The organism is Nonomuraea sp. NPDC003754 (genome assembly GCF_053605785.1).
The window spans coordinates 39477-62940 of record NZ_JBSGJX010000019.1 but is presented as its reverse complement, the minus strand read 5'-3'; the positions used below and the strand labels follow the sequence as shown (position 1 = coordinate 62940).

The 23464-nt window shown below is 71.9% G+C and carries 22 protein-coding genes; 14 read left to right on the top strand and 8 right to left on the bottom strand.

Going from position 1 to position 23464, the window contains the following annotated elements:
• The first annotated feature begins 74 nt into the window (after nt 1–74).
• The gene (locus tag ACWEVS_RS23695) at nt 75–1043 is read left to right on the top strand and encodes an aldo/keto reductase (RefSeq protein WP_452553300.1); all 969 of its coding nucleotides are present in this window, start codon (nt 75–77) and stop codon (nt 1041–1043) included.
• A gap of 7 nt (nt 1044–1050) precedes the next feature.
• Here the strand turns inward: ACWEVS_RS23695 and ACWEVS_RS23690 are convergent, their stop codons facing one another.
• Nucleotides 1051–1302, bottom strand: coding sequence for a DUF2530 domain-containing protein (locus ACWEVS_RS23690; RefSeq protein WP_449918516.1), 252 nt, complete (start codon nt 1300–1302; stop codon nt 1051–1053).
• A gap of 107 nt (nt 1303–1409) precedes the next feature.
• Here ACWEVS_RS23690 and ACWEVS_RS23685 point away from each other — a divergent pair, with 107 nt between their 5' ends.
• The 5 genes from ACWEVS_RS23685 (at nt 1410) to thpR (ending at nt 5553) form a co-directional block, all read left to right on the top strand.
• Nucleotides 1410–2864: an NCS2 family permease gene (locus tag ACWEVS_RS23685; protein ID WP_449918519.1), complete on the top strand. Its 1455-nt coding sequence runs from the start codon at nt 1410–1412 to the stop codon at nt 2862–2864.
• Nucleotides 2861–2995: a hypothetical protein gene (locus tag ACWEVS_RS23680; RefSeq protein WP_452553299.1), complete on the top strand. Its 135-nt coding sequence runs from the start codon at nt 2861–2863 to the stop codon at nt 2993–2995. The genes ACWEVS_RS23685 and ACWEVS_RS23680 overlap by 4 nt, the downstream gene beginning before the upstream one ends.
• A 280-nt stretch (nt 2996–3275) precedes the next feature.
• The gene (locus ACWEVS_RS23675; RefSeq protein ID WP_354914296.1) at nt 3276–3704 is read left to right on the top strand and encodes a MarR family winged helix-turn-helix transcriptional regulator; all 429 of its coding nucleotides are present in this window, start codon (nt 3276–3278) and stop codon (nt 3702–3704) included.
• Nucleotides 3705–3727: 23 nt separating this feature from the next.
• Nucleotides 3728–4948: an MFS transporter gene (locus tag ACWEVS_RS23670; RefSeq protein WP_449918527.1), complete on the top strand. Its 1221-nt coding sequence runs from the start codon at nt 3728–3730 to the stop codon at nt 4946–4948.
• A gap of 59 nt (nt 4949–5007) precedes the next feature.
• Nucleotides 5008–5553 (top strand): RNA 2',3'-cyclic phosphodiesterase, encoded by a 546-nt coding sequence (gene thpR / locus ACWEVS_RS23665; RefSeq protein ID WP_449918530.1) that lies wholly within the window; start codon nt 5008–5010, stop codon nt 5551–5553.
• Nucleotides 5554–5739: 186 nt separating this feature from the next.
• Here the strand turns inward: thpR and ACWEVS_RS23660 are convergent, their stop codons facing one another.
• Together ACWEVS_RS23660 and ACWEVS_RS23655 are read right to left on the bottom strand one after the other, a co-directional pair.
• Nucleotides 5740–8697: a sacsin N-terminal ATP-binding-like domain-containing protein gene (locus tag ACWEVS_RS23660; RefSeq protein WP_452553424.1), complete on the bottom strand. Its 2958-nt coding sequence runs from the start codon at nt 8695–8697 to the stop codon at nt 5740–5742.
• Nucleotides 8698–8786: 89 nt separating this feature from the next.
• Nucleotides 8787–9587 carry a DUF3027 domain-containing protein gene (locus tag ACWEVS_RS23655; protein WP_449918532.1) on the bottom strand — a complete coding sequence of 267 codons (801 nt, stop codon included), beginning with the start codon at nt 9585–9587 and terminating at the stop codon, nt 8787–8789.
• A gap of 94 nt (nt 9588–9681) precedes the next feature.
• Here ACWEVS_RS23655 and ACWEVS_RS23650 point away from each other — a divergent pair, with 94 nt between their 5' ends.
• On the top strand, nt 9682–11277 hold the full coding sequence (locus ACWEVS_RS23650; protein WP_452553298.1) for an MFS transporter: 1596 nt from the start codon (nt 9682–9684) through the stop codon (nt 11275–11277).
• A gap of 125 nt (nt 11278–11402) precedes the next feature.
• On the opposite strand, the gene ACWEVS_RS23645 is transcribed toward ACWEVS_RS23650, so the two are convergent.
• Both ACWEVS_RS23645 and ACWEVS_RS23640 read right to left on the bottom strand, forming a co-directional pair.
• Complete coding sequence (locus ACWEVS_RS23645) at nt 11403–11795, bottom strand: cold-shock protein (protein WP_354914504.1); 393 nt, start codon at nt 11793–11795, stop codon at nt 11403–11405.
• An 87-nt stretch (nt 11796–11882) separates the two neighbouring features.
• Nucleotides 11883–12473 (bottom strand): HAD family hydrolase, encoded by a 591-nt coding sequence (locus ACWEVS_RS23640; protein ID WP_452418459.1) that lies wholly within the window; start codon nt 12471–12473, stop codon nt 11883–11885.
• Nucleotides 12474–12637: 164 nt separating this feature from the next.
• Between ACWEVS_RS23640 and ACWEVS_RS23635 the strand changes: the two genes are divergently transcribed.
• Together ACWEVS_RS23635 and ACWEVS_RS23630 are read left to right on the top strand one after the other, a co-directional pair.
• Nucleotides 12638–12916 (top strand): hypothetical protein, encoded by a 279-nt coding sequence (locus ACWEVS_RS23635; RefSeq protein WP_449918542.1) that lies wholly within the window; start codon nt 12638–12640, stop codon nt 12914–12916.
• A 100-nt stretch (nt 12917–13016) separates the two neighbouring features.
• Nucleotides 13017–13634, top strand: a complete 618-nt coding sequence (locus ACWEVS_RS23630; protein ID WP_354914284.1) for a TetR/AcrR family transcriptional regulator — start codon at nt 13017–13019, stop codon at nt 13632–13634.
• On the opposite strand, the gene ACWEVS_RS23625 is transcribed toward ACWEVS_RS23630, so the two are convergent.
• Nucleotides 13627–14499, bottom strand: a complete 873-nt coding sequence (locus ACWEVS_RS23625) for a hypothetical protein (RefSeq protein ID WP_452553296.1) — start codon at nt 14497–14499, stop codon at nt 13627–13629. The two genes, ACWEVS_RS23630 and ACWEVS_RS23625, sit on opposite strands and share 8 nt — an antisense overlap.
• A gap of 44 nt (nt 14500–14543) precedes the next feature.
• Here ACWEVS_RS23625 and ACWEVS_RS23620 point away from each other — a divergent pair, with 44 nt between their 5' ends.
• From ACWEVS_RS23620 to ACWEVS_RS23605, 4 genes are all read left to right on the top strand, one after another.
• On the top strand, nt 14544–16856 hold the full coding sequence (locus tag ACWEVS_RS23620; protein WP_452553422.1) for a helicase-associated domain-containing protein: 2313 nt from the start codon (nt 14544–14546) through the stop codon (nt 16854–16856).
• Nucleotides 16857–16917: 61 nt separating this feature from the next.
• Nucleotides 16918–18381 (top strand): AMP-binding protein, encoded by a 1464-nt coding sequence (locus tag ACWEVS_RS23615; protein ID WP_452418352.1) that lies wholly within the window; start codon nt 16918–16920, stop codon nt 18379–18381.
• Between the two features lie 57 nt (nt 18382–18438).
• Complete coding sequence (locus tag ACWEVS_RS23610; protein WP_449918549.1) at nt 18439–18855, top strand: hypothetical protein; 417 nt, start codon at nt 18439–18441, stop codon at nt 18853–18855.
• A gap of 51 nt (nt 18856–18906) precedes the next feature.
• Nucleotides 18907–20553, top strand: coding sequence for a DNA repair helicase XPB (locus ACWEVS_RS23605; protein WP_452553294.1), 1647 nt, complete (start codon nt 18907–18909; stop codon nt 20551–20553).
• 196 nt (nt 20554–20749) lie between these two features.
• Here the strand turns inward: ACWEVS_RS23605 and ACWEVS_RS23600 are convergent, their stop codons facing one another.
• Nucleotides 20750–21052, bottom strand: a complete 303-nt coding sequence (locus ACWEVS_RS23600; RefSeq protein ID WP_354914272.1) for a hypothetical protein — start codon at nt 21050–21052, stop codon at nt 20750–20752.
• Nucleotides 21053–21157: 105 nt separating this feature from the next.
• On the opposite strand from ACWEVS_RS23600, the gene ACWEVS_RS23595 reads away from it, so the two are divergent.
• Complete coding sequence (locus ACWEVS_RS23595; protein WP_452553292.1) at nt 21158–23161, top strand: HelD family protein; 2004 nt, start codon at nt 21158–21160, stop codon at nt 23159–23161.
• Between the two features lie 28 nt (nt 23162–23189).
• On the opposite strand, the gene ACWEVS_RS23590 is transcribed toward ACWEVS_RS23595, so the two are convergent.
• Nucleotides 23190–23402: a hypothetical protein gene (locus ACWEVS_RS23590; RefSeq protein WP_452418456.1), complete on the bottom strand. Its 213-nt coding sequence runs from the start codon at nt 23400–23402 to the stop codon at nt 23190–23192.
• Nucleotides 23403–23464 lie beyond the last annotated feature (62 nt).

Sequence of the window (23464 nt, the reverse complement as noted above, 5' to 3'; positions counted from 1 at the left end):
CCACCCCGGGAGTTGTGATCACTATATCGAAAGGACTGGCCTGGAGTGGGGTCCAGGTTCTTAGGGTGGGTCTCATGGAATACGTGAACCTTGGACGCAGTGGCCTCAAGGTCAGCCCGCTCTGTCTCGGCACGATGAACTTCGGCCCCGAGACCACGGAGGAAGACTCCTTCGCGATCATGGACAGGGCCCACGAGCTCGGCATCAACTTCTTCGACACCGCCGACGTCTACGGCTGGAAGCTCGGCGAGGGCGTGACCGAGAACATCGTCGGCCGGTGGTTCGCCCAGGGCGGCGGCCGCAGGGAGCGCACGGTCATCGCCACGAAGTTCCACGGCAGGATGGGCGAGTGGCCGAACGAGAGCATGCAGTCCGCGCTGCACATCCGCAGGGCCTGTGACGCCTCGCTGCGGCGGCTCCAGACCGACTACATCGACATCTTCCAGGCCCACCACATCGGCAGGGAGACCCCGGTCGAGGAGTTCTGGGAGGCGATCGACGTCCTGCGCCGGCAGGGCAAGATCATCTACGCGGGCTCGTCCAACTACGCCGGCTGGCACATCGCCAAGGCGCAGGAGGCGGCCGCGAAGCGCACCATGTTCGGCCTGGTCAGCGAGCAGAGCCACTACAACCTGCTGACCCGCGCGGTCGAGCTGGAGGTGCTGCCCGCGTGCGAGGACTACGGCCTGGGCGTCATCCCCTGGAGTCCGCTGGCGGGCGGCCTGCTCGGCGGCGTCCTCCGCAAGATCGACAAGGGCCGCTCGGCCGCCGAGCACATGGTCAAGCAGCTCGAGAAGCACCGCGACAAGATCGAGCAGTACGAGGCGTTCTGCGACGAGCTCGGCGAGGATCCCGCGCACGTCGGTCTGGCCTGGCTGCTGACCAGGCCCGCGGTGGCCGCGCCGATCATCGGCCCGCGCACGATGGAGCAGCTCGACGGCGCCATGCGGACGCTGGAGATCAGGCTCGACGACAAGGCCCTCGCCCGGCTCGACGAGATCTTCCCCGGGCACAGCCCCGCCCCGGAGGACTACGCGTGGTAGCGGAGCCCTAGATCGGCGGTTCGACGGGGGTCTGGTCGGCCGGAAGCTGCCTGCGGCTCCTGCGGTCGACGAACCAGTAGCCGAACCCGCCCAGGACGATGCCCGTCACGCAGGTCCAGATCCACCACTCGTGGTCCGGCCCTGGCCGTACGATCAGCAGGACGGCCAGGGCGACGGCCCACAGCCCTGTCCCCACGAGCACGGCGGCCCGGTCGTTGGTCTCGAGCGGCTCGGGGTCGGGACGCCATGCCTGCTTCACGTCGTCCAGACTAGTCGACGTCCCGTTTCGCGCGATATGGCGGCAAATCAGTCTCGATCAGGTCGCAAGGTCTTTTGGCAGGTGGCAAGCCCTGCCACTCTTCGCGCGTGAAAGACACGATAACTCCCCCTCTTTCCGGTCTTGACCGATTCTTCGCCATCTCGGCTCGTGGTTCGACGGTGTCCCGCGAGGTCCGCGGTGGCTTGGCCACCTTCTTCACGATGGCCTACATCGTCGTCCTGAACCCGATCATCATCGGCACCGTCAAGGACGTCCAGGGCCAGTTCATCGGCGACGGCCTGGCCGCGAACCTGCCGCTGGTCGCCTCCGGCACCGCGTTCGTCGCGGGCCTGCTGTCCATCCTCATGGGCGTGGTCGGCAGGGTGCCGTTCGCCATGGCGGCCGGCCTCGGTCTCAACGCCTTCGTGACGTACGGCATCGCCTCCCAGATGACCTGGGAGGCGGCGATGGGCCTGGTCTTCCTCGAGGGCGTCATCATCGCGATCCTCGTGCTGACCGGGTTCCGCGTGGCCGTGTTCAACGCCATCCCCGCCCAGTTGAAGACCGCGATCAGCGTCGGCATCGGTCTGTTCATCGCGCTGATCGGCTTCGTGGACGCCGGTTTCGTCCGCCGCGTCGCCGCGGGACCGCCGCTGGAGATGGGCATCGCGGGCGCGCTGACGTCGTGGCCGCTGCTCGTCTTCATCATCGGCCTGCTGGCCACGGCCGTGCTGGTGGCGCGCAAGGTCAAGGGCGCCATCCTCATCGGCATCGTCGGCACCACCCTGCTGGCGATGGTCGTCGAGGCGCTCACCAACACGGGCCCGGCCTCCAAGACGAACCCGTCCGGCTGGCAGCTGAACGTCCCCACCCTCCCCGAGCAGATCTTCGGCTTCCACAACCCGCTCACGCTGTTCACCGAGTTCGACCCGCTCGGCGCGTTCAGCCAGGTCTCGGTGATCCTGGCGATCCTGTTCGTCTTCACGCTGCTGGTGACCGACTTCTTCGACACGATGGGCACCATCGTGGGCGTCGGCCGCCAGGCGAACCTGGTCGACGAGGACGGCCAGATGGCGCGCACCCGCGAGATCCTGCTCGTCGACTCCATCGGCGCGGCGGCCGGCGGTGCGGGCTCGGTCTCGTCGAACACGACCTACATCGAGTCGGCCTCCGGTGTCGCCGAGGGCGCGCGGACCGGTCTGGCGGCCGTGGTCACCGGTGTCCTGTTCCTGCTGTCGATCCTGGTCGCGCCGCTGGTCGTGGTCGTGCCGTACGAGGCGGCGGCGCCCGCGCTGGTCGTGGTCGGCTTCATGATGATGACCTCGGTCCGCGAGATCGACTGGAACGACTACGGCATCGCGATCCCGGCGTTCCTGACGATCGTCCTCATGCCGTTCACCTACTCCATCTCGAACGGCATCGGCGCGGGCTTCCTCAGCTACGTGCTCATCCAGCTGGCGAGGGGCAGGCGCAGCGACATCCACCCGCTGCTGTGGGTGGTGGCGGCGCTGTTCGTCGTCTACTTCGCGCTCGGCCCGATCAGGAGCCTGCTCGGCATGTGACGTCCTCGACCCGCCAGGCCGTGGTGGCCTGGCGGGTCCGCGCGATCATGGCCAGGGCCGCGCCGACGAGCGCGGCGGCCACCGGCAGGGCCGCCGTGACCGCACGCGGCCAGTACCGTGCCGCCGCCTGACCAGGCCGGCCGCCGCGAGCAGCGCCACGCACGCCGCCGTCGCCACCGGCCCTGGCGTCGCCCCTTGAGCGGGAGCGGCCGGCCGTACTCGTGGGCGAGGACCGGACAGGGCGGGAACCGCGAGCGTTCCGCCGGCGCCCACCAGGCCGCGGTCACCCAGAATAAGAAGTGCGCGGCGCACTGTATCAATGGGTGAGACAAACCCAACTGAAGGGAATATCGTGGCAAACCATATAGTTAGCAAGGGTAATGAGACGTGCTAACGAATCCCTCGCACAAGATGGACCTGCGCAGCGACGCGGGCCTGGCCTCAGCCCTGCGCGTGTCGCTGGCGCGGCTGACCAGGCGACTCCGACGACAGGCAGCGGCACACACCCTGACACCCACGCAGTTCGCGACGCTCGCCGCCGTGGAACGGCATTCAGGGATAACCCCCGGCGAATTGGCCGAGCTCGAGAAGGTGCAGCCACCCTCGATGACACGGGTGATCGCCGCGCTCGAGGAGCGCGGGTTGGTCGCGCGCTCGCCGCATCCGACCGACCGGCGGCAGGTGACCGTGGCGGTGACCGACGCCGCCAAGGCGCTGCTGAAGGAGGAGCGCCGGTTGAAGGAGGCGTGGCTGACGCAGCGCTTGAAGGAGCTGACACCCGAGGAGCGGGCAGTGCTCCGGCAGGCGGCGCCGATTCTGGAGAAGCTCAGCAAGATATAGAGCCTGACGAACCCAGGACCGGAATGTTCCGGTCGCTTCGGGTTCACAACTACCGGCTGTTCGCGGCCGGAGGCGTCGTCTCCAACGTCGGCACCTGGATGCAGCGCACCGCCCAGGACTGGCTGGTGCTCGACCTGACACACGGCAGCGCGGCGGCGCTCGGCGCCACGACCGCGCTGCAGTTCCTTCCCCAGCTGATGTTCGGCCTGTTCGGCGGTGTGCTCGCCGACCGCTACCCCAAGCGCCCCGTCCTGGTGGTCGCCCAGTCGCTCATGGCGATGCTGGCGCTGACGATGGGCGTCCTCACCGTCACCGGTTCGGCCCAGGTCTGGCACGTCTACACGATGGCCTTCCTTCTCGGCGTCATCTCCTGCGTGGAGGTGCCGACCCGGCAGGCGTTCGTGGTCGAGATGGTGGGTCGCCGCGACCTGCCCAACGCGATCGCGCTGAACGCCTCGATCTTCAACCTGGCCCGCGTGGTCGGCCCCGCCGTCGCCGGCGTGCTCATGTACGCCATCGGCACCGGCCCGATCTTCCTGCTGAACGCGCTGACCTTCGGCGGCGTCATCTCGAGCCTGCTGCTCATGCGCAGGTCGGAGCTGACCCCGGCCGAGCTCGTCCCGAGAGCCAAGGGCCAGCTGCGCGAGGGCCTGCGCTACGTCGTCGAACGCCCGGAGCTGCTGCTTCCCATCCTGGTGATCGCGTTCATGGCGATGTTCACGCAGTCGTTCTCGATGTCGATCGCGCTGATGGCGCGCCAGGTCTTCGGGCAGGGAGCCTCGTCGTTCGGTGTGGCCTCCAGCGCCTTCGCCGTCGGCGCGCTCGCCGGGGCCCTGCTGGCGGCCCGCCGCGCCCGCCCGACCCGCAGCCTGCTCATCGCCGGCGCCGTCGGTTTCGGACTGTTCCAGGTCGTGGTCGGGGTGGCCCCGTTCTACCCGGTCTACCTCCTGCTGCTGGTCCCCACCGGCATCGCGCTGATCACCGTCAACACCGCGGCCAACTCGCTGGTCCAGATGTCCACCTCGCCCGAGATGCGGGGCCGGGTCATGGGCATCTACGTGCTGGTCTTCACCGGCGGCGCTCCGATCGGCGCGCCCCTGATCGGCTGGATCGCGGATATGGGCGGCCCCCGCGTCGGCGTCATGCTCGGCGGGGTGCTCACGCTGGCCGGCACCGGCCTGGCGATCCTGCTCAGCCGGTTGATCACCACCCGGCTCACCCGGCCGGCCCTCGCCACCGCCTGACGGCCGGCGACCCGAGCCCCGCCCGCCGCCCCAGGGCCGCGGGCGGGAGAATCGGTCCTGTGAGACTGTTCGCCGCGATCATCCCGCCGCCCGAGATCCTCGACGAGGTGGCCGCCGCCCTGGCGCCCGTCGCGGGGCTGGTGGAGGGCGTGCGCTTCCCCGACCGCGCGACCTGGCACCTCACGCTCGCCTTCTACGGGGACGTGCCCGAACGCGTCCTGCCCGACCTCGAGGAACGGCTGGCCCGCGCCGCCGCCCGCCATCCCGTCAAGCGGGTGGCCTTCACCGGCGCGGGCGCCTTCGCCAAGCGCGTGCTCTGGCTGGGCCTCACCGGCGACCCCCTGGTACGGCTCGCCGCCTCCGCCAGCGCGGCGGGGCGGCGGGCGGGAGCCGTACAGACCGATGACAAGCCGTTCCGCCCGCATCTCACGGTCGGCCGCACCCGCCACCCCACCGACCTGCGCCCCCTGGTGGAGGCGCTGTCGTCGTTCGCCGGGTCGAGCTGGTCGGCCGACGCGGTCGATCTGGTCCGCAGCCACCTGGGCGCCTCGGTGAGGTACGAGTCACTGGGGCGATGGGCTCTCGCACCCGATGAGCGGGGTTAGGCTACGCCGCGTGGACCGTCCTCGTTTCTGGCTTCTTCCGACCGTGCTCGGCGTGCTGCTGCTCATCGTCATCGTCGGCGCGGCGCTGACCTGACCTCGCCGCCGGCGCCGGCCCGACGTGGCTTCAGGGAAGCCCGCGGGAAGCACCCCGGAAGGCCAGGAGCCTCCGGGGCACACCCTCGAGGGTCAGGACAGGTCGGACTCAGCGAGCAGCAGCGGCACCGCCGAGGGGTCGCGCAGGAGGGCGGCGACGGCGAGGCGGTCGTTCCACTGCCCCGTCGCCCACGCCAGCCCCCTGGCCAGCCCGTCGACCCCGTCGCAGTGGACCATCCCGTCGAAGTAGCGCCAGGCGCACGGCACCCCGTCGACCAGCAGCTTCTCGTGCTCGACGTACGCCTCGGGAGCGCCGGGCAGCAGTGACCTCACCTCCGCGGGCACCGTGCGCCGCACCCCTGACGAGGTGACCTCCCCCGTCACCAGCTCGCCCGCCAGCGGCAGGTCGAGCAGCTCCGACAGCGACTCGGCCAGGTCGAAGGGCGCCAGCACCAGCGGCCGGTCGGTCACCAGCTGCAGCAGGTCGGGGGCCTCCACGATCACCGCGTCGTCGGCCCCGGCGATCACGATGTCGCCACCGAGAACGGCCCGCACCGAGGACGGCGGAGCCACCCGCGCCGGGTCGACGGCCGCCAGCGCCATCCACAGCGCCCGCAGCTGGGCCCGGTCGACGGTGACCGCGGGATCCGCCAGGAGCTCCAGGAGCTCCTCAGGGCCGCCGTGGGAGGCCAGCAGGTCGGTCAGCGTGGTGCGGACGCCCAGCATCGCCAGCGCGCCCGTGTCGAGCCCTGAGGGGGCCTCGTCGTACAGCCCGGTGAGCAGCGGGTCGGCTCCCGGCAGGCGCAGCTCGACCGGCCGCCGCCCGTCGAGGACCCGGTGGGTGGACAGCCACCAGGCGGTGTAGGACGGCACCTCGACGCCCTCGATCCGCAGCGGCATCAGCGCCCCCCGCAGCGGCGGCCTGGTGAGCAGCGCCAGCGCGGCCGGCCATTCGGCCACCAGCTCCAGGTCGCGGATCGCGGTGAACTCCGGCACCACCGGCGGCACGTCGAGCGAGGGCAGCAGGTCGAGCACGTGGTCGAGCCAGGCGTCCTCCTCGTCGAGGTCGTGGTCGCACGAGTCGACGTCGAGCAGCACGTCGGCGTCGTTGACGACGGCGAACCCGTCGAGCACGCCGACGGCGGTGAGCACCCGCGCGTCGTAGGTGTCGGCGGCCACGCCGAAGCCGGCGTCCTCGACCAGCAGCCCCGCCAGCGCTCCTGACGACAGGAGCAGCTCCCCCGCCGGGTACAGCGAGCCGTCGGCACCGCGCAGGGCCAGCTCCGACAGCCACGGCTCCTCGCCGGCCGTCACCCCCGCCGCGTCGACCAGCGACAGGACGGCCCTGGCCACCGCGTCGGGGTCGTCGCTCTCGAGCGACTGCGCCACCGCCGTCCTGGTCAGCGGGTCGTCGAGGACCGTGCGCGGCGTGGCCTCGAAGGCGCCCAGGCGCAGCAGCAGCGGATGCGCCGCGTCGGAGTGCACGATGCGCAGGCCGAGCGGCGCGAGGTCGAGCGGCGTGCTGAGGATGAGCGTGCCGCGCGGACCGCGCACCAGGCGGCCGTCGGCCAGCGGCACGGGCAGCGCCCCGAGGGCCTCGGGGTCGTCGCCCGGCAGCACGTCGTACAGGGAACGCCACCACGACGGGTCGCGCCCCTCGATCGCCTCACCCGACAGCTGGTCGACCACGTCGGCCAGCTCCACCCTGCGCACCCCGAGCGCCGACAGCGCCGGATGCCGCGCGGGCCAGCCGGCCGGCAGCAGGCCGGGCACGATCTCGGCGAGCACCTCCAGCAGCTCCCCCGGACCGTGGACGGCGGACGCCTCCCTGCCGGAGACCACCCACCCGTCACCGGACGGCTCGCGCACCGGGTGCTCGACCTGCCAGGTGGCGTCGGGGTCGTAGAGCGCGGCGTCGTCGAAGGAGGGCGAGGTCACCACCGGCGCGGGCGCCGACAGCGCGGGCAGCAGCGGCACGTCGGGCAGCAGGCGCAGGATCGCGCGCCTGATGCGGGCGTCGAGCTCGCCCTTGCCCATCAGCGCGGGCACCAGGTCGAGCAGCCGGGGCGTGCGCGGCAGCTGTTCGAGCAGCTTGACGTAGGTCTCGGCGACGCGCTCGACCAGGAAGTCGGTCAGCGGCCCTGGGGCGACGTGGCGCCGGTCGGTGGCCATCGGGAAGGAGGCGATGAGCAGCGCGGGCAGGTCGAGCGGCTCGTCGGAAGGCGTCGGCGCGTGGACGACCTGCGGCACGGGCAGCGGGCCCGCCTCCAGCGGCACGGCCCAGCGCACCGACCAGTAAGGCCTGGCCCGCTCCTCCGTCGGCCGGTCGGCGAAGTAGGTCGCGACCTCCTCGGGGGCGAACTCGCCCGAGGCCGACACGACGTGCCAGCCGGACGGCTCCACCGTGCGGGTGACCCCGTCGACGGTGATCTCGATCGCGGTCAGCGCCGGCATGCCGAGCAGCAGGGCGGGGCTCGTCTCGTCGAGCATCTGGCGCACCGCCGCCTCGGCCGAGGGGCGCAGCGGCAGCCGTACGGACGTCTCGAACCCGTCGGGCACCTCGACGGTGGCCGGGAACGGCAGCCGCAGCAGCGGCACGTGGCCCTCGCGGGAGGTCAGCTCGGCGGCCAGCGCCGGCTCGGCCGCCACCAGCGCGGCCGTCTCCTCGCGCGACCAGCGGACCGCGCCCGTCGACCGTGAGCCGATCGACGGCTCGTCGCAGACGGACACGATCGCGGCGAAGCCGACGCCGAAGCGCCCCGCCGCGCCCACGTGGTCACGCTTGGCCGACACCCGCAGCGTCGAAAGGCCCTCGACCCCGTCCGCGTCGAGCGGCGCGCCCGTGTTGGCGGCGGTGAGCACGCCGTCGCGCAGCTCCAGCCGCAGCACGCCGGGCACGCCGTCGCGCAGGGCGGCGTCGGCCGCGTTCTGCGCCAGCTCGACGATCAGGCGGTCGCGGTAGCCGCCGAGGGCGAAGTCCTCCTCGGCGTTGGCGTCCTCCCGGAACCGCGCGGGCGAGGCCCGCCAGGCCGTGAGGACGGCGGCGCGCATCCGATCAGTGCCGAAGGTGTCCACGGGGCTAACTCCTAAGGATCAGAGAGGGGCCACCGAAGGCTAGCGGTCGGCGCCGACAAAGCCGATCAGGAGTGACCGAGCTCCTCTGAGGCGGCCTCGTCGACGGAGCCCGACTCGACCTCGATCAGGTCGTAGCCCAGGTCGTCGAGGATCGGCGAGCTCTGCTCGACCGGCGGCGGCACGACCGCGGCCTCGGAGTGGGCACCGCAGCCGTGGTCGGCGGCGACGACCTTTCCGTCGTCGGGCGCGTACTCGTTGGCGCACACCCCGAACTCGCCCCGCAGACCGCCCGCGAGCGGCCAGAAGAAGCCGCAGGTGGAGCACTGCGCGGGCGCGGCGTGGGCGATCGGTGTGTGCGGCCCGGGGGCGCCGGAGTGCCAGCGCTTGGCGGCGCGGTCCCTGCCGATGGCCGACAGGACCCTGGCCCTGCCGAGGCCGTACTCGAAGATCATCTGGTGGTCGAGCTCTTCGTCGTCGCCGGTGAAGCCCGGCACGAGCCTGTCGTCGTCCTCCGCGGTGGGCAGCAGGTCGCCGACGCCGAGATCGCCGGGCAGCAGCCGCTCACTCCACGGCAGCCACGGGGGCGCCAGCAGCGCGCCCGTGCCGGGCGTCAGCACGGCCTCGCTGACCGTGACCTTCTTCGCGCGGGAGGCGCGCGTCACGGTGATGGCCCATCGCCAGCCCCGGTACGCCCGGTCGAGGCAGGCGAAGTAATGCGTAACGATCCGGTCGCCCTCGCCCTCGTAGCCAAGGTGCTCGCCCGGCTCTCCTGGTCCGGCGAGCTCCCGCGCTGCCTCAAGCGCGAGCTCGACGGCGGCGACACAGGCCTGATCAGGCGGGGAAACGCGGGTCCTGGTCCTGGTCAACGGCCCGCTCCCGCCGCAAGGTGCTGTTCGCTCACACTCCATTCTCACCCATGGACGGACGTGCGAGCACCCACGTCGGGTAAGACTGGTAAACGTGGATCGCGTGCTGTCGTGGGTGAAACGGGTGACTCTCGCGCTGGCGCGGGCCGGCCGGTCGACCGCCAGCGGCACCAAGCGGGCGGGAATGGCCACCGCGCGCGGCGGCAAACGGTTCGGGCTGGCCACCGCGAGCGGCGCCCAGCGGGTCGGCCACGCGACACGGCGGCTGACGCACGCCCAGGGCGCGGGCCGTACCGGCCTCGGCCGCCTCATCGAGCTGACGGCGGTCAACAGCGTCGGCGACTCGCTCATCACGCTGGCCCTCGCCGGCACCATCTTCTTCGGCCTGCCCGTCAACGAGGCGCGCGGCCAGGTGGCGCTCTACCTGATGATCACGATGATCCCGTTCGCGGTGGTCGCGCCGTTCGTCGGGCCGGTGCTCGACCGGTTCAGGTCGGGCCGCCGCTACGTGATGGCGGGCACGCTGTTCGCCCGCGGCCTGCTCTGCTTCGCCATGGCCGCCGCCGTGGGCCCCGGTGACGTGCTGACGCTGTTCGCCGGCGCGCTCGGGGTGCTGGTGCTGTCCAAGGCGTACCACGTCTCCCGCGCCGCGATCATGCCAAGCGTGCTGCCCGCCGACATCACGCTGGTCAGCGCCAACGCGAGGGTCGCGCTGTTCTCGCTGGTGGCCGCCGGCGTCGCGGTGCCGATCGCCGCGGGCCTCACCGCCTGGCTGGGAGCCGCCTGGGTGCTGCGCATCGCGATGGTCGTCTTCCTGCTGCTGGGGGTCGTCGCCGTACGGCTGCCGCGCCACGTCGACTCCCCCGACCTGGAGGAGGAGGAACAGGAGCGACCCGGCCGGCGGGCGCGATGGCGGACCCTGCTCGACGTCGGCCCCGCCGTGACCGAGGCCGTACGGGCCAACGCCGCCATCCGCTTCTTCTCCGGCTTCCTGCTGTTCTTCCTGCTCTTCCTGGTGCAGGACGGGCACCTGAAGGACCTGCCCGCGACCACCACGATCGCCGTGCTGGCCGCGGCGGCCGGTCTCGGCGGCCTGGTGGGCGCCGCGACCGCCAACTGGGCGCGCAACCACTCGCCCCAGCTCATCGTGCTGCTCACGCTGGCCGTGACGCTGGTGACGGCGGGCGTCACCGCCTACCTGTTCGGCCTGTGGGCCGCCGTCGCCGTGGCGCTGGTCGCCGCGTTCGCGCAGGAGCTGGGCAAGCTGGCCCTCGACGCGATCGTGCAGCGCGAGATCGGCGAGAAGGTGCGCTCGTCCACGTTCGGCGTGGTCGAGGCCCTGCTCCAGCTCGCCTGGGTGTTCGGCGGGCTGGTCGGGCTGCTGGTGTCGGACTGGTCGGTGGGCCCCGGCGGGCTCGCGTCGGTGGCCGTCGTGCTCGCCGTCACCCTCGGCTGGCTCCTGGTACTCCGGAGGGCGAGGGTGAAGGCCCGCGACGCCAAGCTCCACGCCGCCCAGGCGAGCCGGCCTGAGGAACCGCAGGACCCGCAGGACCCGCAGGACATGCGGCAGGACCCGCACCAGGACTCGCGGCACGACCAGGCGAGCCGGCCGCGCAAGCCGCACGAGCCGCAGCAGGCCCAGCCGCCCGCGCCGGCCACCACCAAGCCGCTGACCAACCCGCACGGCTGAGCAACCCGCGCAGCGGAGCGGCCCGCACGGCTGAGCGGCCCGAGCACGGACCGGCCGGGAAACCGTCAGCCGGGCTCGTCCATGACCCCGGCCCCCGCGGGGCGGTCAGTCGCGGTCAGTCGCGGTCAGTCGAGGTCGTCGGCGACCGCGCGCAGCACCGTGGCGACCTTCTTGGCGTGGGCCGCGTCGGGGTGCTTGCCCCGCTGGTAGGACTCGGAGACGGCGTCGAGCAGCTTGATCAGGTCTTCCACGATCACGACCATCTCGTCCGGCTTCTTCCGCTTGCCCTTCGGCTTCGACTTGGCCAGCGTCGGCGGCTGCTCGAGGATCCGCACCGACAGCGCCTGCTGCCCCCTGCGTCCCTCGGCCACGCCGAACTCGACCTTCTGACCGGGCTTGAGCGGCTCCCCGCCGGCCGGCAGCGCGGAGGAATGCACGAAGACCTCACCGCCGTCGTCGCGGGTGAGGAAGCCGAAACCCTTGTCGGCGTCATACCACTTGACCTTGCCAGTCGGCACAGGGGGGACCTCGTTCATGCTGTCGGAAAAGATGAATGGAAGTAGGTTATGCCCAGCTGGGCCGGAGAGCGACCGGGTAAATTCGCATCAGTTCCAGGCACCGAACCAGGCGGAGAACTCCGTCAGGTCCGCCAGCGCCACATCGGCTCCGTGATCACGCAGCTCTCCCACCGTGTAAGGGCCAGTGGCGACCGTCACGCTGACGGCGCCGCCCGCTCGCGCCGCCTCGATGTCCGCGACGTGATCTCCAACATAGGCGGCCGCGCCGAAACGCGCGAGAGCCGATCCCTTTTCCGCGCCGAACACCGATCCGACGATCTCGTCCACCTCGAAGCCGAGCAGTTCGACCGTGCTCGTGGCGTCGCGCAGGTTCTTGCCGGTGACCACGATCACCCGCCCGCCCGCCTCCCTGACGGCCCGCACGGCGTCGTACGCGCCGGTCATGGCGGTGTGCACCGGGACGGCGACCTCCGGGTAGAGCTGCCTGAACAGCGTGGCCGCCGCGGGCACGTCGTGCGGCGGCAGCCAGTTGGCCAGTTCGTGCTCCAGCGGCGGGCCGAGGCGGGTGATGACGGTCGCGCTGTCGATGGCGACGCCGAGCCGTTCGGCGAGCTGGTCGTAGACGGCCGCGATTCCCGAACGCGTGTCCGCCAGAGTCATATCGAGGTCGAATCCCACTGATTTCCCCACCCGTGCAGGGTAACGGGCGCCGGTATGGGACCGTTGAAGTGGGCAGAAAGGAATTACTTATCGAAGGAGCGGCCATGGCGGAAAGTCAGGAGACCAGGCCCCATCGCCCGGCGCGCCCGACCGTCCGGAAATCGGTGAGCGTTGGGCGCCGCATGGCCGACATCGCCGTGTGGACGGTGAGGGTGGTCTCGCGGACGGCCGCCCTCATTTGTGTTCTCGCGATCGTTTTCGCGATCTTTCCCGCCAATCCCGCCAACGCGCTCGTCCGGTTCGTCGAGTCCTTCGCCACGTCGCTGTCGCTCGGCCTGCACGACCTGTTCAGGCTGCCGGACGCGCACTGGCAGGTCCTGGTCAACTACGGCCTGGCCGCTCTGGTCTGGCTGGTCATCGGGTCGGCCGCGGCGAGCCTGATCCGGCGCGTCACGCCGTAGCGACGCCGATCGGACCACCACAGGGTCCCTAGACTGGCACGAAGGTGGTGCGACGGTCTGATGAGGACGTTTCTCATTGGGTGGAGGTACTAGGAACGACATGACCAGATCGACGCGCGAGCGGATCGTCGACGAGGCCCTGCGGCTGTTCGCCGAGCGGGGCTACTCCGCCACCTCGGTGGCCGAGATCGAGGCCGCCGCCGGGCTCTCCCCTGGCGCGGGAGGCCTCTACCGCCACTTCAAGTCCAAGTACGAGGTGCTCGCCGCCGCGATGCACGAGCACGCCGCGCGCACGCGCACCCAGGTGGCCGACAGCCTGGCCACGCTCAACAGCATGGAGTCCTCGGCCGACCTGGAGCAGCGCCTGTCCCACCTGTGCCGGGCGGGCCTGGCGAAGGTGCGCGAGGAGAGCGAGCTGACCAGGGTGTTCTTCCGCGACCTGAGCCAGTTCCCCGAGCTGGTCGCGGTCGTGCGCGAGGGGCTGCTGCAGCCGATGTTCGACGCGATCACCTCGTGGTTCCGCGCGCAGCCGGAGTACGCGGAGGTCGAGGTCGACTGGACCGGCATCGGCGCGGTGCTCGGCGGCGCGGTCGTCCACTACCGGCTCTTCCAGGAGACGGTGGGCGAGTCGCCGGGTCACGCGGAGAAGGACCAGTTCGTCGCCGCCTGGGTACGGCTGGCCGTGGGCCTGCTGCCCGCGCCCGCACCGGTCAGCTGACGCCCAACAGCCGGACGGCGAGCCACACCACGCCCAGCCCCGCGAAGATCATGAACATGGTCCCGCTGACCGCGAAGAACTGCTCGAGGAAGGCGTTGAAGCCGCCGGCGCCGTCGGCCCGCAGGGCGCCGATCACCACTCCGCCCACCGCGTAACCGAAGATCGGCGCGCCGAGCCCGATCATCCGATCCTTGAAGGAGAGCTTGTCGCTCGCCAGCACCGCCACCGCGCCCGCCGCCCACACGATCGCGGGCACCTGGAAGATCGCGATCGCGGGCAGGCCGAACGGCACGAGCAGCGCGGCGAGCACGAGCAGTCCCATGCCGAGCAGCTCGCGCGGGTGCTCCTTGACGAGGGTCCCGGCGTCCCCGCCGCCGGCCCCGGTCGCCCTCCGCGACCCGGCGAACGGCAGGCCGCGTCCGGCCTTCCCGGCCGGCCGTCGCCGCGCCTGCCGCCGGAAGCGCGCGACGCCAGGCGGCACGTCGTCCACGATCCGGGGGAAGACGGCCGTGTCCTTCCCGGCGGGCCGTACCTCTGGTCCGGCCTGGCCCGCAGCGCGCTCCCAAGATCCGGCCTGGCCCTGGAGCCCGGCCGGCCGTACCTGGGGTGCGGCCTGGATCCGGGGGGCGTCGGCCGCGCCGCTGAGGCGGCGCGCCTCCCGCTCGACGAGCGCGACCGGGTCACCGAACCTGGCCAGCACCCTGGCCACCGCCTTCGGGTCGGCGCTGCCGCCGCGCTCGGCCTCGATACGGGCCCTGAGCCGCTTGACGAAGTCGAGCCGCTGATCCTGGCGCAACACGCCGTGAGCGGCGTCGGCCGCCTTGCTGACGTAGTCCAGGACGAGCTGGTCGGCCCGTTCGATCACGCAAGCCATGCTGCCCCAAACCGCCGGAACATACCATTGCCATGATGGAGTTCACCCAGTGGATCAGGGAGCGCACCGACGAGCAGCTGGGTGCGCTCGTCGCGGCGCGCCCTGAGCTGATCACCCCGGTCCCCGCCCACCTGGAGGGGCTCGCCACGCGCGCGGGCAGCCCCTCGGCGATCGGGCGCGCGCTCGACCGGCTCGACAGGTTCGCGCTGGCGGTCGTCGAGACGCTGGCCGTGACCGACTCCGCGGACCGGGCGGCGCTGCGCCGCCTGCTGGAGCGGGCCGCGGGCGGCGAGGTCCCGTTCGACGACGCGCTCGAGCGGCTGCGCACGCTCGCCCTGGTCTACGGGCCGGACGAGGCGCCGCGGCTGGCCCCCGGCGTCCGCAAGGTGCTGGACGACCCCGCGGGCCTCGGCCCGCCCGTCGTCGAGGTGTTCCGGCACCACCCGCCCGAGCAGCTGGAGGAGATCGCCGACGACATCGCCCCCGGCACCGAGGGCACGGGCAAGGAACGTCTGGCCGCGGCGCTGGCCGAGCCGGGCAAGCTGGTCGAGGAGGTCTCCCCGCCGGCCAGGCAGGCGCTCGACGAGCTGGCGTGGGGCCCGCCCAGCGGCCGGGTGCCCAACGCCCGCCGCGCCGTCCGCGTCGCCACTGCCCGCTCCCCGATCGAGGAGCTGCTGGCCCGCGGCCTGCTGGCGGCCACCGGCGAGGAGAGCGTGTCCCTGCCCCGCGAGGTCGGCCTGTACCTGCGCGAGGGACGGGTGCACCGCGACCTGTCCCCCGTGCCGCCGCCGCTGGAGGGCGCCGAGCGCTCCCGGCAGCTCGCCGACAGGACCGCCGCCGGCCAGGCGTTCACGTTCGTCAGGGCGGTGGAGGAGCTGTGCGAGCGCTGGAGCCTCGACGCTCCCGGCGTGCTGCGCACCGGCGGCCTCGGCGTACGCGACCTCAAGCGCACCGCGACCCAGCTCGACCTGCCCGAGTGGGCCGCCGCGCTGGTGATCGAGGTCGCCCACGCCGCCGGGCTGCTGGGCGCGGGCGGCAGCGTCGACGGCGAGTGGCTGCCCACCCCCTCCTACGACACCTGGCGCGTCAAGTCCACCGAGGACCGCTGGGCGTCGCTGGCGGCCACCTGGCTGCACACCGACCGCGTGCCCGGCATCGTGGGCGAGCGCGACGAGCGCGACCGGCTGCTCAACGCCCTCCACCCCGACCTGCGCCGCTCCTCGGCTCCCGAGGTACGGCAGGCCACGCTGCGCGTGCTCGGCGCCGCCCCCGGCCTCGCGCCGTCCCGCGAGTCCGTGCTGCGGCGCCTGGCATGGGAGCAGCCAAGGCGCCGGGGGCCGCTGCGGGAGCAGCTGACCGACTTCACGCTGCGCGAGGCCGAGCAGATCGGCTTCACCGGTCTCGGCGCCCTGTCCACGCACGGCCGGGCCGTGCTCACGGGCTCGCCGGAGGCGGCCGCCCTCCTCGCCCCGCTGCTGCCCGAACCGGTCGACCACGTCCTGCTCCAGGCCGACCTGACGGCCGTCGCCCCCGGCCCGCTCACCAGCGAGCTGGCGCGCTGGCTGACGCTCGCCGCCGACGTGGAGTCGACGGGCGGGGCGACCGTCTACCGGTTCGGCGAGTCGTCCATCAGGCGCGCGCTCGACGCGGGGCAGGGGGCCGACGAGCTGCTGTCCATGCTGACCCGCCACTCGGCCACGCCCGTGCCGCAGCCGCTGACCTACCTGGTGACCGACGTGGCGCGGCGGCACGGCCGGATGCGCGTCGGCACGGCCAGCGCCTACATCCGCAGCGACGACCCGTCCATGCTCGACCAGCTCATCGCCGACCGGCGGTCGGCGCCGCTGCGGCTGCGGCGGCTGGCGCCCACGGTCATCGCCTCGCGCACCTCGAGGGCCGCGCTGGTCGACTCGCTGCGGGCGATGGGGTTCGCGCCCGTCGCCGAGTCCCTGGAGGGCGACGTCATCGTCACCCAGCTCGAGGCCAGGCGCACCGAGGGGCTGCCGGTCGCCAGGGCGCACTCGTCGTTCAACGGGCTCGACCCCGACGTGGTGGCGGCCGCCGTCCGCGCCATGCGGGCCGGTGACGCCCGCCGCGCCCCGCTCGACGCGCCCGACGGCGCGATCCCCCGCGGGCCGGCCACCGCCACCATCTCGACGCTGCAGGACGCCATCCGCCAGGGCGTGCGGGTGTGGATCGGCTACCTCGATTCCCAGGGCAACGCGACCAGCCGCATCCTGGAGCCGGCGCGGATGGAGGGCGGGTACCTGACGGCCTACGACGAGACGCGGGCGGCGGTGCACCGCTTCGCCCTGCACCGCATCACCGGCGTCGCCCCCGTCACCTGAGGCCCGCCAGGCGTCCACCGGCCGCTTGACTCCGCCTGGAGGGCGGATCACCGTGTTAGGCGTGACCAACCACACGCTGGGCCGCCTGGCGGAGGACTCGTGGGCCCGCTTCGACGACCACGACGCCGTCTTCTACGAGGGGTTCTGGCATCGCAGTCACACGCTCGCCGCGCGCGCCAGGCGCGTCACCGGCGGCCTGGTCGAGGCGGGCGTCCGTCCCGGTGACCGCGTGGTCGTGATGATGGCGACCAGCCCCGACGTCCCTGTCGTCTACCAGGCCGTGTGGGCGGCGGGCGCGGTGGTGACCCCCGTGGTGTTCCTGGTCGGCGCGCAGGAGCTGCGGCACATCGTCACCGACAGCGGCGCCGTGGCGATCGTGACCTCGCCCGAGCTGCTGGACACGGTGGAGGCGGCCGAGCCAGCGGTGCCGGTGTTCGTGGACGCCGAGATGCTGGCCGGCGGCGCCGAGCACGGGCCGCTCGCCAGGGATCCGGGCGACCTGGCCGCCGTGATGTACACGGGCGGCACCACCGGCAGGGCCAAGGGCGTGATGCTCAGCCACGGCGGCCTGTGGCAGGTCGCGAAGGACGCCTTCGACCTGGCCTACCAGCCGGGCCTCACCCGGGCGATCGTGCCGGTCCCGCTGTCCCACGCCTACGGCCTGATCGTCTCGATCGCGGGCATGCACGCCAGGGAGCCGCAGCAGACGGTTCTCATGCGATGGTTCGACCCCAAGGTGTTCCTGCGGCTGGCGGCCGAGCAGCGCGTGCAGTACGGCACCGTCGTCCCCTCGATGCTGCAGATGCTGCTCGCCGAGCCGCTCGAGGACACCGCGCTGCCCGATCTGCGCCATCTCACCTGTGGCGCGGCCCCGCTGAGCCGCGCGGTGCTGGAGGAGTTCGAGCGCCGGGTGCCCCGCGTGCGGATCCTGGAGGGGTACGGCCTGACGGAGACGAGCGCCGTCACCACCTTCAACCCGCCGGGCAGGCGCAAGCCGGGCAGCGTCGGCCTGCCTCTCCCCGGCTACACGATCAGGATCAGGGACGACGACGGGGAGGAGGTGGAGGCGGGCGACATCGGCGAGATCTGCGTCGCCGGCGAGTCGCTGATGCTCGGCTACTGGGGCGGCCTCGACTCCCCGGTCGTCGACGGCGAGCTGCGCACGGGCGACGTCGGCTGCCTCGACGACGACGGCTACCTGTACGTCGTGGACCGGAAGAAGGACCTCGTCATCAGGGGCGGCTTCAACGTCTTCCCCCGCGACGTGGAGGACGCGCTGAACGCCCATCCGTCGGTCGCGATATCGGGTGTGGTGGGCCGTCCCGACCCCGTGCACGGCGAGGAGGTCGTGGCCTTCGTCCAGCTGGTGCCGGGCGCCACGGCCACCGCGGAGGAGCTGATCGCGTGGGCGAGGGAGCGCGTCGGCAGGGTGAAGTACCCCCGCGAGATCCATTTCACCGACCACGTTCCCATGACCAGTGTGCTGAAACTTGACCGGAAAGCCTTGCGTGCCCGTCTACCCTGAATGTCACTACATTTCGTGATATCTGTTGACCTTGCCGGTGAGCGAGAAGGTGACACAGTGAGCAGCGGTTACGACAGTTCGGGCGAGCAGGGTCCCTACGGCCAGGAGCAGCCCTACGGCCAGCAGCAGCCGTACGGCTCGCCCTACAACAGCCAGCAGAACCCCTACGGCCCGCCGTACGGCCAGCAGCCCGGCTACGGTTACGGCTACCCGCCGCCCCAGCAGGGCCCGCGCACGCACGCGATCGTGGCGCTCGTCATCAGCATCGTGCTCGCGCTCAGCTGCTACATCACCCCCGGCGGCATCGCCGGCGCGATCATGTCGGGCATCGCGCTCGGACAGGTCGACACCATGCCCGACAAGGCACGCAACCTGCTCAAATGGACATGGATCAGCATTGGCATCAACGTCGCGCTGGTCGTCGTGGGATTCGGCGTGATCATCGCGCTGGGAGTATCCGGGAACCTGGACTAACCGCCGGTCTCCGGGTGTTGGATATGCGGTAGCCGTACCGACCCCGGAGAGATGCCTGTGAACGACGGCCCACTGATCGTGCAATCCGACAAGACCCTGCTGCTCGAGGTCGACCACGAGCGGGCCGACGAGTGTCGCAAGGCCATCGCGCCGTTCGCCGAGTTGGAGCGCGCGCCCGAGCACGTCCACACCTACCGCGTCACCCCGCTGGCCCTGTGGAACGCGCGGGCCGCCGGCCACGACGCCGAGCAGGTCATCGACGCCCTCATCGGGTTCAGCCGCTATCCGGTGCCCCACGCGCTGCTGGTCGACGTGGCCGAGACGATGGCCCGCTACGGCAGGCTGCGCCTGGAGAAGGACCCCGCTCACGGCCTGGTGCTGGCCTCGACCGACCGCGCGGTCCTCGAGGAGGTGCTGCGCTCGAAGAAGATCCAGCCGATGCTGGGCGAGCGCATCGGCCAGGACTCGGTCGCCGTCCACCCGAGCGAGCGCGGCAACATCAAGCAGGCGCTGCTCAAGCTCGGCTGGCCGGCCGAGGACCTGGCCGGCTACGTCGACGGCGAGAGCCACCCGATCAAGCTGCGGCAGGACGGCTGGGCGCTGCGCCCCTACCAGCAGGAGGCCGCCGACGCGTTCTGGCACGGCGGCTCGGGCGTGGTCGTGCTGCCCTGCGGCGCCGGCAAGACGATCGTCGGCGCGGCCGCGATGGCCCACGCCGAGGCCACGACGCTGATCCTGGTCACCAACACCGTCTCGGCCCACCAGTGGAAGCAGGAGCTGCTGCGGCGCACCTCGCTGACCGAGGACGAGATCGGCGAGTACTCCGGCAGCAAGAAGGAGATCCGCCCGGTCACCATCGCCACCTACCAGGTGATGACAACCAGGCGGAAGGGCGTCTACGCCCACCTGGAGCTGTTCGACGCGCGCGACTGGGGCCTGATCGTCTACGACGAGGTGCACCTGCTGCCGGCGCCGATCTTCAGGATGACCGCCGACCTTCAGGCCCGGCGCCGCGTCGGGCTCACCGCGACGCTGGTGCGCGAGGACGGCAGGGAGGGCGACGTGTTCTCCCTCATCGGTCCCAAGCGCTACGACGCGCCGTGGAAGGAGATGGAGAACCAGGGCTGGATCGCGCCCGCCGACTGCGTCGAGGTCCGGGTCACGCTGTCGGACGAGGAACGCCTGGCCTACGCGATGGCGGAGGCCGAGGAGCGTTACCGGTTCGCCGCGACCACGCCGTCCAAGACGCGGGTGACCGAGGCGCTGGTCCGCCGCCACCTCGGCGAGCAGGTGCTGGTCATCGGGCAATACATCGACCAGCTCGACGAGCTCGCCGAGCACCTCGGCGCGCCGGTCATCAAGGGCGAGACGCCGATCAAGGAGCGGGAGCGGCTGTTCCAGGCCTTCCGCGACAAGGAGCTCCAGGTGCTGGTGGTCTCCAAGGTGGCCAACTTCTCCATCGACCTGCCGGAGGCGGCCGTCGCCATCCAGGTGTCGGGCACCTTCGGGTCACGGCAGGAGGAGGCGCAGCGGCTCGGCAGGGTGCTGCGGCCGAAGGCCGACGGCGGCGGCGCGCGCTTTTACACGGTGGTCAGCCGCGACACGGTCGACCAGGAGTTCGCCGCGCATCGCCAGCGCTTCCTGGCCGAGCAGGGCTACGCCTACCAGATCATCGACGCCGACGACGTCCACCAGTAAAGGTCTCCACCAGTGAAAAGGCTCGCGCGATGACCGTCGCGCGAGCCGTCCACACCTGGAGCTAGGTCCACGAAACCCCGCGGGCCTTCAACATCGGGCCACCCCCTCACCGGCGACTGCTATCGCGATGCGACATACCCCCATGATCCGTCGAATCCACCGCAGATGCCCGGATTTTTCGGTTTTTGGGGAGGGATTACCGGGCCAGCATCCCGCCGACGAAGAGCACACCCTCGGCGACCACCCAGGCGAGCAGCGCGCCGCCGATCAGTACGGCGAAACGCGCGGGGAACAGCCACGCGCCGACGGTCATGACCGCCGCGACCACCGCGAACAGCCCCGACAGCATCGAGGCGCTGTCGAGACGGTCGGCACACGCCGCGGAGGTCTCACCGTCGGTGCAGAACGCCTCCAGCCCCCACCCGGCATACACCGACAATCCCCACAACGCCGCCAGCAGGAGGCTGGCGACCGTCGGAATGACTGGGGAGATCCTCACGCTGCCTCCTGATTAATCGATTGGAAGCTCCCGAGCCCGGGGGTAAGCTCAACGGTTCGCTGCCTTGTCTACCACCTCCGTTATCGAATGGGGAGGCGCTTTCGCATGCCCGGAAACCAGTTGGCTCCCGACATACCCACCGACGTGCTCGCCGCCGAGCGCGCCCATCTGGCCGAGTCCCGCGCGGCGCTGCGGGCGATGCGCGAGCACGCCCAGTCGCTGTCCGCCGACGCGGCGGGCGACTGGGTCTCGCAGCAGATCCTGCAGTCCCTGCTCGACCAGCGCGTCGCGGCGCTCGCCGACCATCCGGACACCCCCCTGTTCTTCGGCAGGCTCGACCGGGAGGACCACGACGACCTTCCCGGCGTCATCTACGTCGGCCGCCGCCACGTCCACGACGGCACCAGCCGCCCCCTGGTGATCGACTGGCGCGCCCCCGTCTCGGGCGCCTTCTACCAGGCCAGCCCCGCCGACCCGATGGGCGTCGTACGGCGCCGCCGCTTCGGCTACCACGGCGGCGACCTGACCGCCTTCGAGGACGAGCACCTCGAAGACGGCGCCGAGCTCGGCACCTCGAAGATCCTCACCGAGGAGATCGAGCGCCCGCGCACCGGCCCCATGCGCGACATCGTGGCCACCATCCAGCCCGACCAGGACGAGATCGTCCGCGCCGCGCTGACCCAGACCGTCTGCGTCCAGGGCGCCCCCGGCACCGGCAAGACCGCCGTCGGCCTGCACCGCGCCGCCTACCTGCTGTTCACCCACCGCGAGAAGCTCGGCAGGGCCGGCGTCATGATCGTCGGCCCGAACAAGGCCTTCCTGTCCTACATCTCCTCGGTGCTGCCCGCCCTCGGCGAGGTCAAGGTCGACCAGACCACGGTCGCCGAGCTCCTCGGCGACCACGACACCCCCGAAGACCCGCTCGTGGCCGCAGTCAAGGGCGACGCCCGCATGGCCAAGGTGCTCGAGCGCGCGCTCTGGCTGCACATCGTCAAGCCCACCGAGGGCCTCGTCTACACCAGGGGCGCCTACCGCTTCCGCGTCGCCGACCACGAGGTGCGCGAGATGGTGGCCTCGCTGCGCGGCACCACCAGGTACGGCCCCGGCCGCGCCGCCCTCGCCCAGCGGCTGGCACACCAGGTGCTGGTGCGCATGGAGCAGCGCGGCGACTCCCCCGACGACAGGGTCCAGGACGCGGTGGCCCGCTCCAAGCCGGTCAGGCAGCTGGTCGAGGCAGTATGGCCCAAGGTGACGCCCGCCCAGGTGCTCTTCCGCCTGCTGTCCGACGCCGACTTCCTGGCCGCCGCCGCGCGCTCCGACCTGACGGCCGAGGAGCAGCGGACGCTGCTGTGGGGCAAGCCGTACCGGTCGTGGAAGTCGGCCAGGTGGTCGGCCGCCGACGCCGCGCTGCTCGACGAGCTCGCCGACCTCGTCGAACGCACCCCCTCCCTCGGCCATCTGGTCGTCGACGAGGCGCAGGACCTGTCGGAGATGCAGCTGCGGGCGCTCGGGCGGCGCTGCCGTACGGGATCGGCCACGGTCCTCGGCGACCTCGCCCAGGGCACCACGCCGTGGTCGACCCGTTCGTGGAGCAGCGTGCTGCGACACCTCGGCCAGGACTCCGGCGAGGTCACCGAGCTCACCCTCGGCTTCCGCGTGCCCCGCGAGGTGCTCGACTACGCCGCCCGGTTGCTGCCCTCCATCGCCCCCGACCTGGCCGCCCCCCGCTCCCTCCGCCCCGGCCAGGGCTCGCTGACGGTACGGCAGAGCGGCGAGGTGGTCGAAGCCGTCCGTGACGCGCTCGCCAAGGAGGGCTCGATCGGCGTCATCGTCCCGGACGCCATGGCCGAGGCGGTGTCGCGCTCCCTCGACGGCGTCCCGCACGCCCTGCTCGGGCCCGACTCGACCGAGGAGCACCGGCTCCTGGTCATCCCCGCCACGCTGGCCAAGGGCCTGGAGTACGACCACGTCATCGTCGTGGAGCCGGCGGACATCGTCGAGGCCGAGCCACGCGGCCTGGCCCGGCTGTACGTGGTGCTCACCCGCGCGGTCACCTCGCTGACGGTGCTGCACGCCAAGCCGCTCCCGGCGCAGCTCGCCACCGCCTGACGCGCCACCCGACCAGCCCCGGCCGCCCTCACGCCCTCTCCGCCACGTCCCGGAGAGGGCACCCTGAGGACCCGCGGAACGCCTCAGCAGGCGATGAGCCGCACCCGGTCACCACACAGGCGTCGACATGATCGGGCATCTGGCGGGCCACCGCTTCGGCCACATAGCCGGAGACGTTGTCGGTGAGCTTCTTCAGTTCGGCCATCTGCTCCGACGGCAGGGTGACGGTGATACGAGTCATGTCGTCCACGTAGTCAGCATGCTGAAAAGCATGCGGCTACGCATGCGAAAAGGGGCGCCACC